A 15,789-nucleotide genomic window follows, 5' to 3' on the forward strand; every position below is an offset into this window, starting at 1 on the left:
CGGCTCGATTCGTCTTGCTGCGGCGGATTTTGTACGAATTTTCGTATAAATAGTTCCAACTGCCTCCGAGCTCTAGTTGGTTTTGTCCTAAGAATCTGTTAAAACCGATCGCAACTGATCGAGCTGCAAACATGATTGAGCACCTACGGCCGGGCATACAGCCCGGTTATTTTTTGTCTTGTTCGGCTTGTTCATTTTCTGCACATCTCCTACGCATATGAGAAATGGATGAGCATATACATGTACAAGACTATAGAGGTTGTCGCCTAGGTGCAGGCAGTAAGTTTCAGCACAGAGCACAAGGTGTCTGGAAGATGGGGGAGGGGACGATGAGAAGCACGAGAATGGGACGCACGGAAATGGATAGCACGAGTATCGGAAGCACGAAAATAGGCAGCACAAGGATGGAAAATTCAAGAATGGAAAGCACGAAAAACAAATGCACAAATATGGGAAGCACGAGAATCGGAAGCAAGCGAATAAGCAGCACCCAAAGGAAAAGCTCGGCGGCGGGGAATTCAACGGGGAGCTGTACAAGGATAAGAAACATCATTCTAATCACATGCATCATCCTGTTCGCCGGAGCGATCCTTCCTGCAGCAGCTGTTGCCAATCATACGGCGTTGCCTCCGGAGATCCGTACGGATGCCCGTGCGGCAGCACTGATCGATGTGGGATCAGGAAGGATCCTGTACAGTCACAACGGGGATGAGCGGCTGCTCATCGCCAGCTTGACCAAGATCATGACAGCGGTCGTTGCTTTGGAGAACGGGAATCTGACGGATATCGTCACCGTCAGCCCCAGCGCAGTGGGCAAAGAAGGCTCTTCTATCTATTTGCGGGAAGGACAGCAGATGACTTTGCACAACCTGCTGTACGGGCTTATGCTGCGTTCGGGCAACGATGCTGCCACGGCAATCGCAGAGCATATCGGGGGAACAGAGGAAGGGTTCGTCTACATGATGAACGAAAAGGCGGCTGAACTGGGGCTTGCCAATACCTCCTTTCGAAACCCCCATGGACTGGATATGGAAGACCATTATTCAAGTGCTGTTGATCTGGCGAAACTAACGGCTTATGCCCTTAAGAATCCCGACTTTCGCGAGATTGTATCGACGAAGGTGAAGCGTGTGCCCAATTCCGATCCGGAAGCCCGCTGGGATCATATCTGGTACAACAAGAATAAGATGCTGACTCTGTATGAAGGGGCGAACGGGGTGAAGACAGGTTACACAAAAGCCGCTGGCCGCGGGCTGGTCAGCTCGGCGACGCGGGACGGCAGACAGCTCGCCGCTGTTACGATCAACGATGGCAACGACTGGCTGGATCATGCACGGCTCCTCGATTGGGGGTTCCAATACTATAAGAACATCCGCTTAGTAGAGAAAGGACAGCGAGTAGAGGACACCCCCTATGCTGCGGCTAGATCCTTCGATTATCCGCTGTACGAAGGAGAGATCGATCATATCTCACATGAGATCATCCTGGAACCGGAGAACAGCGTGGACTATCGGCTGGGTGAACGCGGCAGGATGAACTTCTATCTTGACGACACCTTGATCGGCACCGTCCTTTTGATCGAGGATCCAAATGCAGAGGAGACGAACGTCGCTTGGCATTCCGTCGATTCTTCCGAGCGCACTTTCTTGCGGACCCTGCAGATGCTGTTGACGAGGCTGTTTACCTTATAGCGGTTTTTACAACTGGATTTCAGATCACGGAGAGTTTCACTTCTTGGGGTGAGGAGATTTGGTTAATTTTATCTGGTTGTTTTTTATCCTGTGCGGTTTCATCGTTGGGGCGCTGAACGGCCGCATGGAACAAGTAACGGAGGCAGCCTTTGAAGGGGCGAAGACGGGGGTGTCCGTCTGCATCGGTCTGATCAGCGTCCTGGTCTTCTGGCTGGGACTGATGAAGATCGCCGAACAAGCGGGTCTTCTCCAGCGGCTGGGTGCGCTTCTCAGGCCGGTGATCCAGCTTCTCTTTCCTTCTATCCCGAAGGACCATCCCGCCCTTGGTTATATCATCTCGAATATGAGCGCCAATATCCTCGGTCTCGGCAACGCTGCGACGCCGATGGGCATCAAGGCGATGCAGGAACTGCAGAAGCTCAATCGGGACAAACACACCGCCAGTGCCGACATGTGTACACTGCTGGCTCTGAACACGTCCAGTGTGACGATCATCCCAACGACGCTCATCGCCATCCGCATGAATTTTGATTCGGCGAATCCGACAGAGATCGTCGGTACGACGCTGATCGCTACGATGATCGCTACGGCGGCGGCGATTCTTGCGGACCGATGGTACAGAAGCCGCAGCGGGCCGACGCTGTTGAAGGAGTGATTCCATCTTGTACGGGCTGGTCTCTGCGATCTCGATATGGGCGGTCCCGGTGATGATCGCCTTTATACCTCTATATGCCTCTTTTAAGAAAATTCCCGTCTATGAAACCTTCGTCGATGGTGCGAAGGACGGATTTGACACGGCCGTCAAGATCATTCCCCATCTGGTCGGAATGATGACGGCCATCAGTATCTTTCGCGCTTCCGGCGCGATGGATTTCCTCGTTGGCGCGGTTGAGCCCGTGCTTGCATGGTTCGGCGTGCCCGGCGAAGTGCTCCCCCTTGGCATCCTGCGCACGATTACCGGTGCCGGCTCGCTCGCGTATGCGACGGATCTCATCCAGCAGCACGGCCCCGACTCCTTGATCGGACGGATCGCATCGACGATCCAAGGCAGTACGGATACGACCTTGTATGTGATCACCGTCTATTTCGGCGCCGTCGGCATCCGCAATTCCCGCTATGCGGTGAAAGTCGGATTATTCGCGGATCTCGTCGGGTTTATCGCCGCGATTTCCATCTGTATGCTTGTCTTCGGTTCTGCTTAAGGACCTTGGCATCATGCGGTCCGCGGGCGAACTTGTGATTTGCATGCAGGATCGTTATGATTAGACTGAGGTGGAAGAGAAGATGGAAAGATTACAGAAAGTATTGGCTCATGCAGGTGTGGCCTCCCGAAGAAAATGCGAAGAACTCATCCTGCAAGGCAAGGTGGAGGTCAATGATCAGGTTGTGACAACCCTGGGTGTTAAGGTGGATCCCGATGTAGATGTCATCAAAGTGAATGGCCGGCCGATCAGGAAAGAGCAAAAAGTCTACATTGTGCTTCATAAACCAAAGGGTGTGATCACGAGCGTCAAGGATCCCAAAGGGCGGCGCGTCGTGACCGATTATCTGAAGGGCATCAAGGAACGGGTCTATCCCGTGGGCAGGTTGGATTATGATACAGAAGGGCTGCTGCTGCTGACCAATGACGGCGAATTTGCCAATCTGCTGATGCACCCCAGCCATCATGTGCCGCGGACATATCATGCCTACGTGAAGGGGGTTCCCCACGGGGATGTGCTGGACAAGCTGCGCGAGGGCATCATGCTGGAAGACGGCATAACCATGCCCGCTGAGGTGGAATATTACGACGTGGAGCCGGATGGAAGCTCGTCCATCATCAGCATCACGATCTATGAAGGCCGCAACCGACAGGTTCGCCGCATGTTCGAGAAAGTGGGGTATCCCGTTTATCGCTTGAAACGGATTCAGTTTGGAACGCTGTTCCTGCATGGACTCCCGCGGGGCAAATACCGTTTGCTCTCTGCACAAGAAGTCAAAGAACTCCGTGACGCAGCTCACAAGACATACAAAATTCACAATTAACTCGTAGGGAGACCGGAATTTTCCGCTATAATAGGTAAGGGGTGAACGGCCATGGCACGCAATAAATGGGTGCAACTGAGCATACTCGCCGTGATGATCGCAGCAGCGGCCATCACGATTGGCGCGAATCTGTCTCAGTCGCCCGTACCTAAGGTTGGCGAAAAAGCACCCGATTTCAGCCTGTACGGCTTGGATGGTGATCAATACTCGCTTAGTGATTACATAGGCCGTCCAATAATTGTGAATTTTTGGGGAAGTTTCTGTGAACCTTGTGTTAGAGAAATGCCCCTGCTTCAGCGAAAATACGAGCAATATCAAGACACGGGGCTTGTCGTGCTGGGCGTAAATCTGGATGAGAGCACCGTCACCATCCATAACTTCACGAGGGGCATGAACCTGACCTTTCCGATCCTGTTAGACAAGAATATCGTACGCAAACAATATGGCGTATATCAATATCCAACGACCTTCTTCATCGATCACCAAGGTATGATTCGCGAGAAGATTGTCGGTGAGATGAACGAAGGAAAGCTGCCATCCCATGATATCGAACGAGCCATTCAACGCCTGCTCCACGGCTGAAGCCGTGTGCAGGTCTTGTTTGTGTATATATGGGGAGGAACCTGACTTTGCTGATTAACACAAAATGCGAATGCGGCCATCAAAATCCCGTCGGTACTGTGCTCTGTGAGGCCTGCGGATTGCCCGTCAATCGGGAAGAAGCAGAGTCCAGCCAGCCGCTTGAGATGAGATATGAGGGGGCCGCCAGACGATCGCAAAAAGCCAATCCTAATCTATTAGATCGCATATGGAATTTCTTCTCTTCGGTAAAAGTTGCGGTATACTTGATCATCATCACGCTGCTGGCGTCCATCTTGGGCACGCTGTTGCCGCAGGTGAACGTGGTTCCAAGCCATGATCCCGCCGCATACTATGCGGAGGAATACGGTCGCTGGGGAGAAATCTATTATGCGCTGGGCCTTGCCGACACCTTCGGCAGCTGGTGGTACAAGACCTTAATCCTAATGATCGCGGCTTCTCTCATTATATGCAGCCTCGATCGGATCATTCCCTTATATCGAGCGCTTAACAAACAACACCCCCTGAAGCATGAAACCTTCCTCAAGCGGCAGAAGGTTGTCTATATGGGGGAGGTAGATGATCCGGAAACGTGGCTCGAACGGATGCAGGAAGCGCTGCGAGCCCGCCGCTATCGCGTCACACGTGAGGGAACAGCGATGCTGGCGGAGAAGAATCGCTTCAGCCGCTGGGGGCCGTATATCAATCACGTCGGACTCATCATCTTGTTGGCTGCTCTGTTAACACGGGGAATCCCGGGATGGTTTATGGAGCAGGGCATCGCACTCAGGGAAGGGGAGACGGGTCCGATCCCCGGTACGGAATACTACCTCCAGAATCTGAAGTTCACGGAATTGAAGGAAATCGGACCGCACGTCAGCGGGCAAGAGATTCAGTTCGCCTTCGAAACCGAAGCGGTGCTCTACCGCTGCGTTGCGGATTGCCATAATCCCTTGGTTGAACCGAAGCTGGAGGAGATCATGCGGCATACGATCAAGCCCAATGATCCGCTGGTCTATGGGGACTATTCCATCTACCAGATCGACTATGAGTTTCTTCCGCAAGTGACGGTCATGACGCTTAAGGTATCCGCGGGAGATGAGATCCATGGAGAGCTTGTCTTGGATCTCATGGATCCGGCACCTTCTTACCAGCTTGGGGGGCTTGAGATTGAGCTTACCGGCTACTATCCGGAGCTGACCAATATCGACGGGGCGCCGGCGACGAAGTCGCGTCTGCCGCACAATCCGGCGTTCATCTTCGAGATCAGCCGCGGGGACGGCGAGAAGGAAACCTATTTCCTCGTACCCTTCGAGCGCTATCAGACGCGCATAGCCGGATCAGCGGGGGAACCGCTTCATTTCGAAGTGACGGATATGGAAGCCTCTTTATATAGTTCATATCTGTTGGTCCGTGTGGAGAAAGCTCTGCCTTATATTCTGGCAGGCGCCTTTATCTTCTTGTTCGGCGTGGTGATCGGCATCTACTGGCAGCATCGCCGAATCTGGGTGCGCATCGACGATCGTCGTCTCTTGATCGGCGCGCATACGAACAAGAATTGGTACGGTTTGCGTGATGAACTGGCCAAGATCCTGCATAAGACCGGCATTGAAACGGATAACCAATCGCTTGATAACAGTGGGGGGATCAGAACGTGAACATCGAACAGACGGAAGCGCTTATCGGATTAAGCAGCAGGTTCCTGATGGCGGCATTCATCCTTTATAATCTAGCCTTCATCGTATTCGGTATATCCGTCTTGGGCAAGCGATGGAGCAACCGCGAACCCAAGGAGCATGAGCGGCACTGGGGAAATATCGGCCTCGGCATCGCCCTGCTGGGCTTCTTGACGCAGGCGGCCTTTACGGGGCTGCGCTGGGCCGCATCCGGGCATATTCCGGTAGCGAATTTATATGAGTTTCTGACTTTCTTCGGCATGATGATCGTACTCGCCTTTATATTGATCTATCTTATCTATCGCAAACCGTTGACCGGACTCTTTGCCATGCCCTTGGCCGTAGTGATCATCGCCTATGGCGCGGTTTTCCCGAGCGAGGTGAAGCCGCTGATCCCGCAGCTCCAGAGCATATGGCTCTATGTCCATGTCACATTGGCTGCCCTTGGTGAGGCCTTCCTCGCTGTAGGTTTTGCAGCCGGACTCATGTACCTGCTGCGTACGGTGAATTTCCAAGATCCAAGCAAATCAGGGAGACGCAAAATACTGGGTGTTGAGCTGACGCTGTTCACCTTGCTCACGCTGATCTCCTTTATCGTCTTGGTATTCGCCTTCCGGGGGGCAGGCTATCATGCGGAATTCCTGCAGACGACGGTAGAGACGGATTCCCTCGGACAAGAATTCGAAGTTGAAAACGTGGTAGAATATACATTGCCCCCGCTTATCAAACCGCATCATAGTGAAATCATAGAGATGCAGCCGTTTCTTGGGATCCAGCAGCCTTGGTTTGAAGCCCCGGGCTGGATGCAAGGGGTGAACGCCGGGCGCAAATTAAACACGATCGTCTGGTCGCTTCTTGCCGGAACGATCCTGTATGCACTTATCCGTCTGATCATCCGCAGGCCGCTCGGAGTTGCTGTGAGCCCAATCATGAACGGCATCGATGAACATGATCTCGACGAGATCAGCTATCGGGCAATCGCTATCGGGTATCCGATCTTCACTTTGGGCGCTCTCATCTTCGCCAGTATATGGGCTCACCAAGCATGGGGAAGGTTCTGGGCCTTCGATCCGAAGGAGACCTGGGCATTGATCACTTGGTTATTCTATACTGCTTATCTCCATCTTCGTCTGTCCAGAGGCTGGCAGGGTGAGAAGTCCGCCTGGATGTCCGTCATCGGATTTTTGATCATTATGTTCACACTGATCGGTGTCAATCTCGTCATCGCTGGTCTTCATTCTTATGCTGGCGTGTAATTATTGGAGGTGTATGGATGATGAATAATGAGAAGCAATTGCATATCCTAGTCGTCGATGATGAGGAGCGTATTCGCCGTTTACTTCGCATGTATTTGGAGAAGGAAGGGTTCTTGATCTCGGAGGCTAAGGATGGGGAGACAGCGTTGCAGATGGCGCTCGATCAGGATTATGACTGCATCTTGCTGGATCTGATGCTGCCGAACATGGATGGAATTGATGTATGCTCCAAACTTCGGCAAACCAAAAATACGCCGGTGATCATGTTAACGGCGCGCGGCGAAGAATCGAACCGCGTTCAAGGTTTCGAAGTCGGTGCGGACGACTATGTGGTGAAGCCCTTCAGCCCGCGTGAAGTGATCTATCGCGTGAAGGCGGTTCTCAGACGCACTGCAGCGGGAGCGGCTGTCGCCAACGATAACCGCAGCAACAACATCGTATTCCCGCATCTGGTCATCGAACACGATGCCCACCGGGTTACTGCGGGCGGCGTGGAAGTCAATCTTACACCGAAGGAGTATGAACTGCTGCATTACCTTGCATCCTCACCGGACAAAGTATTCTCCCGCGAGCAGTTGCTGAAGGATGTTTGGAATTATGAGTTCTTCGGCGATCTGCGCACCGTGGACACACATATCAAACGGCTCCGCGAAAAATTAACGAAATCCTCACCGGAAGCTGCTGCTATGATCACCACCGTATGGGGAGTTGGTTATAAGCTCGAGGTGCCTAAGGAATGAAGTTCTTCACCAGCATCGTTGGCAAACTGTGGCTTACGATCATCGCGCTGGTGGTCATTGTTCTGTCGATTCTGGGTATGTTTTTGCTGGATTATATTGATCAGAATTTCTCCAATTCCAGCGCGGTGAAGAATCTTTTCTATATAACCGGTGCCATAGGATTCTCGATGACGACGCTGTTCGCTTTGTTTCTGTCCACCCGCATCACGCGTCCTTTGATCCAGCTTAAGGAAGGGGCAGAGATGATCGCGCAGGGGGAATATACGAAGCGGATCGCCTACACGTCCAGTGATGAGCTGGGCGATTTGGCGCGGTCTTTTAACCATATGGCCGATGAGCTGCAGAGATTGATCGATGCGCTCAAGCATGAGAAAGAACTGTTGTCGAGTATACTCAGCAGCATGAGCGATGCCGTGGTATCCTTCGATGCCGACGGCAATCTGATCACAGCCAATCCGCAGGGCCAACGACTGGTGGAGGAATGGAAGGCGATCGAATGGGACGACGAGCTGGGCAAAGAAGCCGCCGACTTAGTCTCGGGCGGCACCGTTCCGAAGCCGATGCTGGCGCTGTTCGAATCCGTTGTCTCCGGAACGCCGGAGCATATCTCCAAGTTGAACGTGCTGAACACCGTCTGGTCCGTCGTGATGACGCCGCTGTATTCGGATAATAAACTTCGAGGTGCGGTGGCCGTGCTCCGCGATGTGACAGAAGAGAACAAACTGGATAAGCTTCGCAATGATTTCGTGGCGAATGTCTCCCATGAATTAAGGACCCCGCTTTCGATGGTGCAAGGATACAGCGAGGCGCTGCTCGACGGCATCGCAGCAACGCCGGAAGAACAGAGAGCGCATGTGCAGGTGATCCATGAGGAATCCCTGCGGATGGGGCGGCTGGTGCAGGATCTGTTAGATCTGGCCAAGATGCAGTCGGGGCATTTTGAACTCTTCTATACGACGGTGAATATCAACGATCTGTTGCAGCGCGTCGAGCGGAAATATCTTCCGATCACGAAGAATCGGGGGATCGAGCTGAGTTTAACGCTTCCAGAAGAGCCGCTGATCATGAGCCGCGGCGATGATGATCGTCTGGAACAAGTGTTGACGAACCTCCTGGACAATGCGATCCGCCATACGCCTGAGGGCAAGCGGATCATGCTGTCGGCGGAAGAAACCATCCTTGATGATCAGCACTGGATTAAGCTAGTTGTCGCCGACGAAGGGCATGGCATCTCGGAGCAGGACCTGCCCTATGTCTTCGAGCGTTTCTACAAGGCGGACAAAGCCCGCACGCGAGACATCAACGGCGGCACCGGGCTGGGCCTGGCGATCGTCAAGTACTTCATCGATGCACACGGCGGACAAGTGGACCTAACAAGCAAAGTTGGCGAGGGAACGACTTTTACGATCTATCTGCCGATGTGAGCCATCTTATACACACAAAGAACACAAAGAGCGTAATCCCAGCCGGATTACGCCTTATTGATATCCGCTCCTTCATAAAATAGTGCAGTGATCCAGCTTATGTGGATCGAAGCAATCTCAGTCCATTCAGAATGACCAGGATCGTGCTGCCCTCATGACCGATAACGCCCATGGGCAGGGCTAAGGACTGCATGAAATTCGATATGATCAATATGAGAATCACGGCGATCGAGAAGACGATATTCTGCTTCACGATCCGATTCATCTTGCGCGACAGACGGATCGCATAGGCTAGCTTCTCGAGATCATTTTTAACGAGCACCACATCTGCCGTCTGCAGAGCGACATCCGTTCCTTCGCCCATGGCGATGCCCACTGTGGCTGCGGCAAGAGCCGGGGCATCATTGATCCCATCGCCGATCATCGCTGCACTTTGGTAGCATTCCTTCAGTTTGTTGATATGTTGAACCTTCTCTTCTGGCAAGCACTCCGCAACGTAGGCATCGACTCCGCTTTCTGCAGCGATTGCTGCAGCGGTCGCTTGCCCGTCGCCGGTGATCATCATCGTGTGAATACCGGCTTTCTTCAATGAGCGGATTGCCTTCACGGTCTGCTCGCGGATCACATCTTTCAGGGCGATCACGCCGGCGATTCCTTGCTCATCCCGAACATAGACGATCGTCTTGCCTTGTTCGGCCAGCTGCAGTCCGATTCCGTTTAAGAATCGTTCCGCATCTTCCCGTCCGACAAACTCCGCTTTACCAACCTTCCACAGCTTGTCATCGATCAGCCCTTGAACGCCATGGCCGGCGATATCCTCCATCATCGCTGCTTTCGGAATCTCTGTTTGCTTGGCTTCTGCGGCTTGAACGATTGCCGCTGCCAGCGGATGATTCGAGTGCCGTTCGATGGCCGCTGTGTAACGGAGGAGATCCGTCTCCGTTACATCCTCTCTAGTGACAATATCCGTTACTTCCGGTTTGCCCTTCGTCAGTGTTCCCGTCTTATCGAATGCGACAGCCCGCAGTTTGCTCAGATTCTCCAGGTGTACCCCGCCTTTGAACAAGATTCCGTTGCGAGCGCCATTCGAGATTGCCGATAATACAGCAGGCATGATCGATGCGACGAGTGCGCAGGGTGAAGCTACAACAAGCAGAACCATCGCGCGATAGAAGGTCTCCTGCCAGCTCCAGCCGAGCAGGTAATGGGGCAGTACCATCATGATGGCGACGAAGATCAGCACGGCTTTGACATAGATCCCCTCGAAGCGCTCTATCCACTGTTGAGACGGGGATTTCTCGCTTTGTGCGGATTGCACCAGCTCGATGATCTTCTGGAACATCGATTCGCGGCTTGGCTTGCTCACCGTAACGGTGACAGCTCCTCTGAGGTTAACGGTGCCCGCCAAGACCTCATCATTGACGGACTTAGCCGCCGGTATGGACTCTCCCGTCAGTGCTGATTCATCCAGTGTTGTCGTTCCTTCGATGATCACCCCGTCGGCAGGGACACGTTCGCCTGGTTTGACAAGAATCTGATCGCCCGGGGACAGCCAGGTGACCGGCACGACCTCTTCGACACCGTTCTGGACGCGAGTGGCTGTCTCCGGCTGCAGCTCGATCAGCGCAGAGATTTCCTTGTGGGTTTTGTTCATCGTGTAGGTCTCCAAGGCACCGCTCAACGCGAAGATGAAGATCAGGATCGCGCCTTCCGACCAATATCCGATAATCGCTGATCCGATGGCTGCCAGCAGCATCAGCATCTCCACATTCAATTTTCTGTTCTCAATGGTGTCTTGTATGCCTTCCTTTGCTTTGGCATAACCGCCGATGATATACGCGGATAGATACAAGATGATTGATGCCAATTCCAATTGTTGATGATCCAAATACCAAGCAACAGCGATCAAGAGACCGCTGGTTAAGGCCGCGATCAGTTCGAGGTGCTGCATTATTCTCTTAAGCCAAGACGGCTTGTTGAAGTCGAATAAACGTTGAAAGGATCTGGTTTGTGCATTCACTTTGCTCGCCTCCTTGTGGACATTCTAGCACAAATATTTGTGATAATCAATAATTAATATAATATAATAATTATTATAGATAATGAGATTCATTATCAGCGGAATGAGGATGAATATCATTTGTGACAGGGCCGGAGGCGGAGGTTGATTTTATAACGGGGTTTTATTGTTTTTCCGTGTATCCGGAGCAGCTTGGTGACGGGACAAATAATCAAACAGCTTGAATTTGGAAAATCTTTTATGTATAGTTTAGAGAGAAGCATACGAATGGAATTCCGTCATGTTTGCTGTGGACGTGAAGTGATAAGCAAATCATATATTAGATCACATTTTGATTAGATTATATTTTGTCGGTTATGAAGCACATGCCGCTTTGATACTGCATTTGCAGTATTGAGGCGGCTTATTTTTTTATGAAAGGAAGGAGAACAGCATGTTCAACCAAGCATTTGAGGAATGGATGCAGAAGCAGATCAATGAGGAGACCAATCATCGAAGACGTGAACTTCTGGAGAAGGGATTGAGTCATGGAACGATGGAGTTGCTGCGGAAGATCTGGTATCCCACGGTGGGCAATTTTGATCATCTGTATCCAAAATGGGAAGTAAGGGATTTGCAACTTGGTGTTCGGTATCATGATTTGGCGCTGTTGCTGGCTGATGTTAAGGTGGATATAGAGATTCAAGATTATCGCAGCCACGCTCGGGATTTGGATACTCGCAGGTTCAAAGATCTCTGTCGCAGGCAGAGCTTACTGACTCTGGATGACTGGATCTATCTGCCGATTGCTTATCTATCCATACAAGAGGAACCGGAATTCTGTAAGCAGCTGATCCTATCTATTCTTGGGAAGTTCATATCCACTGATGTAGATGCCGGTTTGGACTGGCTGGAAGCAGAAACTGTTCGCTTTGCACGCAGATTGCTGCAACCCTTCACACCGGCAGAACTTGCCAAACACCTGCGTGTATCGGATCGTTATGCACGACAGATCCTGCACCGTCTGGTGGATAAACAACATCTAGTAGTCGTCGGAGGAAACATTCGATTTCGGACTTATCAGTTGAATGTTGGGAATGCCTTGAGATTTGATGTGATGCGGGAAAATACTCGTATGAGAATCAATGCCCGCTAACGTGAGGAACAATGCCTGCAAACGGATGAGCTAGAACATCTGCTAACGGAACCATGATGCGCTATTTGTTCGAAAAGATGGGGGAAGTGGATGTTAACGGAACTGTGATCCGTTATTGGGCAGAAATTCGGTCGAAGTCGTGTTGGACAGCAGCAATAAGGAACTCCAGTTCCGTTAGCTTCGGGAAAAGGCGTAAAAAAAGGAAATAACGCATCCCAGTTCCGTTAGCGTTAGAATGAGCGTCAGTGCATGCATCAATGAGTGCATCACCGCATGCATCAACGTGATCATCAGTGCATGCCTCGTTGCTGCATTGTGCATGCGTAATGCGTGCAACAATTCGAGCATCACCGCATGCATCAATGCGCGCTGAACCGTTCGTTGCAATGCAGTTGAACGGAAGCTGCCCATAAACGGAACAGAGATGCGTTATTTGCAGAACAATACCGAACAATCTTCTTACAACGGTCTTTTACAAGGGTTTTACAAGGATTTTGCAAGGGTTTTACAAGGATTTTGCAAGGGTTTTGCAGCAAGAATCTTCTTCCTACAATCCTCTTACACCACGGCTTTTACAATCTTACAACGTGATCTCTTTGACTTGAGCGATATCCGGCAGCTGATTCAGCTGTTGCATGGTTTCCGGCGGTACGGGCTTGTCCACTGTGAGCACCATGATCGCCGGGCCGCCGACAACTTTACGGCCGACCTGCATCGTTGCGATGTTCGTACCGCTGTCGCCGAGCACGGAGCCAAGGCGGCCGACAATCCCCGGTTTGTCGTTATGCGATACGAGGATGATGTTACCTTCCGGTGCTACGTCGACAGGGTACTGGTCGATCTTTACGATCCGCGGGCCGTAGCCGTTGAGCAAAGTGCCGGCGATGGAACGCTCTTGGCCGTTGGAACGCAGGGTAACGGTGATCAGATTGGTGAAGCCCTTGGATGCCGTCGACTTCTCCCGAATGATATTCACATCGCGGATCTTCGCCATATGCATCGCATTGATGATATTCACATCGCTTCCCAGATGGTGACTGAGCACACCTTTGACGATGTAGCGGGTGAGCGGAGATGTGTCCACTTCCGTCAATTCGCCGGAGAAGCTTACGACGATCTCCTGAGCTGCGCTGTCTGCCATCTGTGCAAGGAAATGCCCCATCCTCTCGCCGAGCAGGAAGTAAGGCTGCAGTTTGGCCATGACGTTGGCCGGAACCGGCGGCATGTTCACCGCATTCTTAAACGGCTCATCGCGCAGGATATGAAGCACTTCCTCGGCGACGTCGGTCGCAACGTTCTCCTGAGCTTCAATCGTTGAAGCACCCAGATGGGGCGTTACGATGATCTTCGGATGGTTCAGGAAAGGATGATCCGGCCGCGGCGGTTCTTCCACGAACACATCAAAGGCTGCACCGGCCACGATTCCCGCATCGATGGCTTCCAGCAGAGCTTCCTCATCGATGATCCCGCCGCGTGCGCAGTTGATGATCCGTACGCCTTTCTTCATCTTCGCAAATTGCGGTTTTGAGATGAGATTGCGCGTCTCATTGGTCAGCGGCGTGTGTACGGTGATAAAATCCGCTTGTTCACAGATCTTATCGATGGTTGCAAGGGTGACGCCTAATTTCTCCGCACGATCTTCCGTCAGGAAAGGATCATAGCCGAGGATCTCCATGCCGAAAGCTTTCGCGCGCTTGGCTACCTCGCTGCCGATCCGTCCCATGCCGATGATCCCCAGCACTTTCGAACGAAGTTCCACTCCGACGAAGGATTTGCGATCCCACTCACCGGTGATGGTCTTCTTGTATGCCTGCGGGATATGACGCGCCAGCGCCATCATCATCCCCATGGTCAGCTCGCAAGTGGCGATGGTATTGCCGTCTGGAGCATTGATGACGATAATGCCTTTCTGCGTAGCAGCTTCAAGGTCGATATTATCGACACCTACGCCGGCACGACCGATCACCTTCAGTTTATGAGCGGCTTCGATGATGCGCGGCGTCACTTTAGTCTGGCTGCGGACGAGCAATGCGTCATAGTCACCGATGATCTCGGCCAGTTCATCTTCCGACAGCCCGGTCTTCTTGTCCAAGATAACGTCTTCGGCATCCATCAGTTTCTGAAGACCTTGATCGCTGATCGGATCGGACACAAGTACTTTGAACATGGTTTACTCCTCCTATACATTGTGTTCTATATCTATTTAATAATGAAAAAACCCTCATGCCTTGGACGGACGGAGTCCGTCGCAAGGGACGAGAGTTTGCTTCGTGGTACCACCCTTGTTCATCAACCGCTCGCGCGGCTGACCTCAATTGGTCTAAGCGACCAAACAGATAACGGTTGTCACCGGCTGCACCTACTGGGCGATCCGTTCAATGCAGCGACTCCGGAATGCTTAGAACCTATCATGAACACCGCCGATTCGCACCAACCATCGGTTCTCTGAGGGTTGCCCATGATCGTCGTTTCCTTCATAGTCGTTCGACAGAAGTTTTGCGATTTTCAATTAATTTATCACGAGGTTATGCCTGTGTCAATAGCCTATTCCATCGCACTGAAGCAAGGTGAGAAAAGCCGCAGAATCCTCTCGGATATCGCAGCAGAGAACACGGGGATACGCTGCACAGCTCACTTGGTATCACTGCTGATATCGCATGGAATCAACGGATGGATCACTGGATATCCCTGCCGATATCGGTTAGGCTCACCACTCTCGCAATAACGGGATTGCATACAGTGTTATTGGGATTCTGCGTAACGTTTCTTGCACTCTTCATAGAGATTCTTAGCGAATTCAGCGTCTTTGAAGCCTGTAACTTCAACCTTCTTGTTCTCCAAGTCCTTATAGCGGAGGAAGAAGTTCTCGATCTCCTTCAGGGTATGCGGAGCAACATCCTCCAGGCTCTTCACATGGTCCCAACGTGGGTCTGTCGTCGGTACACCGATCAGTTTCTCATCGTGTTCGCCGTTATCGACCATGAGCATGACACCGATGATGCGAGTGTTGATCACGCAGCCGGGGAAGGTAGGATTCGTCACAAGCACCAGCACATCCAGCGGGTCGCCGTCGAGTGCCAGGGTTTCTCTGATATACCCGTATTCTGCAGGATATCTCATCGATCCGTACAGGACGCGGTCAAGGACGAATTGACCTTTCTCCGGGTCAAACTCGTATTTGTTCTGACTGCCTTGGGGAATCTCGATAAATGCATCTACGACTAGATTAGACATACCTTGCAT

General features: G+C 52.0%; 13 protein-coding genes and 1 other annotated feature. Of the genes, 10 read left to right on the plus strand and 3 right to left on the minus strand.

Annotation, left to right across the window (positions count from 1 at the left end):
• Positions 1–449: 449 nt before the first annotated feature.
• The 9 genes from PRECH8_RS00690 to PRECH8_RS00730 all read left to right on the plus strand — a co-directional run bounded on the left by PRECH8_RS00690 (position 450) and on the right by PRECH8_RS00730 (position 9,391).
• On the plus strand, positions 450–1,691 hold the full coding sequence (locus PRECH8_RS00690; RefSeq protein ID WP_200965141.1) for a D-alanyl-D-alanine carboxypeptidase family protein: 1,242 nt from the start codon (positions 450–452) through the stop codon (positions 1,689–1,691).
• A gap of 58 nt (positions 1,692–1,749) precedes the next feature.
• Positions 1,750–2,346 (plus strand): nucleoside recognition domain-containing protein, encoded by a 597-nt coding sequence (locus tag PRECH8_RS00695; protein WP_200965142.1) that lies wholly within the window; start codon positions 1,750–1,752, stop codon positions 2,344–2,346.
• A 52-nt stretch (positions 2,347–2,398) separates the two neighbouring features.
• Positions 2,399–2,893 (plus strand): spore maturation protein, encoded by a 495-nt coding sequence (locus PRECH8_RS00700; RefSeq protein ID WP_200965254.1) that lies wholly within the window; start codon positions 2,399–2,401, stop codon positions 2,891–2,893.
• Positions 2,894–2,975: 82 nt separating this feature from the next.
• A complete protein-coding gene (locus tag PRECH8_RS00705) occupies positions 2,976–3,716 on the plus strand; it encodes a pseudouridine synthase (protein ID WP_200965143.1) in 741 nt (246 codons plus the stop codon).
• Positions 3,717–3,767: 51 nt separating this feature from the next.
• Positions 3,768–4,298 carry a peroxiredoxin family protein gene (locus tag PRECH8_RS00710; RefSeq protein ID WP_200965144.1) on the plus strand — a complete coding sequence of 177 codons (531 nt, stop codon included), beginning with the start codon at positions 3,768–3,770 and terminating at the stop codon, positions 4,296–4,298.
• A 47-nt stretch (positions 4,299–4,345) separates the two neighbouring features.
• Positions 4,346–5,953: a cytochrome c biogenesis protein ResB gene (gene resB / locus PRECH8_RS00715; RefSeq protein ID WP_200965145.1), complete on the plus strand. Its 1,608-nt coding sequence runs from the start codon at positions 4,346–4,348 to the stop codon at positions 5,951–5,953.
• A 47-nt stretch (positions 5,954–6,000) separates the two neighbouring features.
• Positions 6,001–7,227 (plus strand): cytochrome c biogenesis protein CcsA, encoded by a 1,227-nt coding sequence (gene ccsA / locus PRECH8_RS00720; RefSeq protein ID WP_200965255.1) that lies wholly within the window; start codon positions 6,001–6,003, stop codon positions 7,225–7,227.
• Between the two features lie 20 nt (positions 7,228–7,247).
• The gene (locus PRECH8_RS00725) at positions 7,248–7,967 is read left to right on the plus strand and encodes a response regulator transcription factor (RefSeq protein WP_200965146.1); all 720 of its coding nucleotides are present in this window, start codon (positions 7,248–7,250) and stop codon (positions 7,965–7,967) included.
• A complete protein-coding gene (locus tag PRECH8_RS00730; RefSeq protein ID WP_200965147.1) occupies positions 7,964–9,391 on the plus strand; it encodes an ATP-binding protein in 1,428 nt (475 codons plus the stop codon). The genes PRECH8_RS00725 and PRECH8_RS00730 overlap by 4 nt, the downstream gene beginning before the upstream one ends.
• Before the next feature lie 97 nt (positions 9,392–9,488).
• On the opposite strand, the gene PRECH8_RS00735 is transcribed toward PRECH8_RS00730, so the two are convergent.
• Complete coding sequence (locus PRECH8_RS00735; RefSeq protein ID WP_371871155.1) at positions 9,489–11,411, minus strand: heavy metal translocating P-type ATPase; 1,923 nt, start codon at positions 11,409–11,411, stop codon at positions 9,489–9,491.
• A 433-nt stretch (positions 11,412–11,844) separates the two neighbouring features.
• Here PRECH8_RS00735 and PRECH8_RS00740 point away from each other — a divergent pair, with 433 nt between their 5' ends.
• On the plus strand, positions 11,845–12,546 hold the full coding sequence (locus PRECH8_RS00740) for a transcriptional regulator (protein ID WP_200965148.1): 702 nt from the start codon (positions 11,845–11,847) through the stop codon (positions 12,544–12,546).
• Between the two features lie 580 nt (positions 12,547–13,126).
• Here the strand turns inward: PRECH8_RS00740 and serA are convergent.
• The gene (gene serA, locus PRECH8_RS00750; protein WP_200965150.1) at positions 13,127–14,713 is read right to left on the minus strand and encodes a phosphoglycerate dehydrogenase; all 1,587 of its coding nucleotides are present in this window, start codon (positions 14,711–14,713) and stop codon (positions 13,127–13,129) included.
• A gap of 81 nt (positions 14,714–14,794) precedes the next feature.
• Positions 14,795–15,033, minus strand: a binding site (T-box leader).
• Between the two features lie 255 nt (positions 15,034–15,288).
• Complete coding sequence (locus PRECH8_RS00755) at positions 15,289–15,780, minus strand: inorganic diphosphatase (RefSeq protein WP_200965151.1); 492 nt, start codon at positions 15,778–15,780, stop codon at positions 15,289–15,291.
• Between the last annotated feature and the right edge of the window lie 9 nt (positions 15,781–15,789).

The sequence above is a fragment of the Insulibacter thermoxylanivorax genome (genome assembly GCF_015472005.1).
GTDB lineage: Bacteria > Bacillota > Bacilli > Paenibacillales > DA-C8 > Insulibacter > Insulibacter thermoxylanivorax.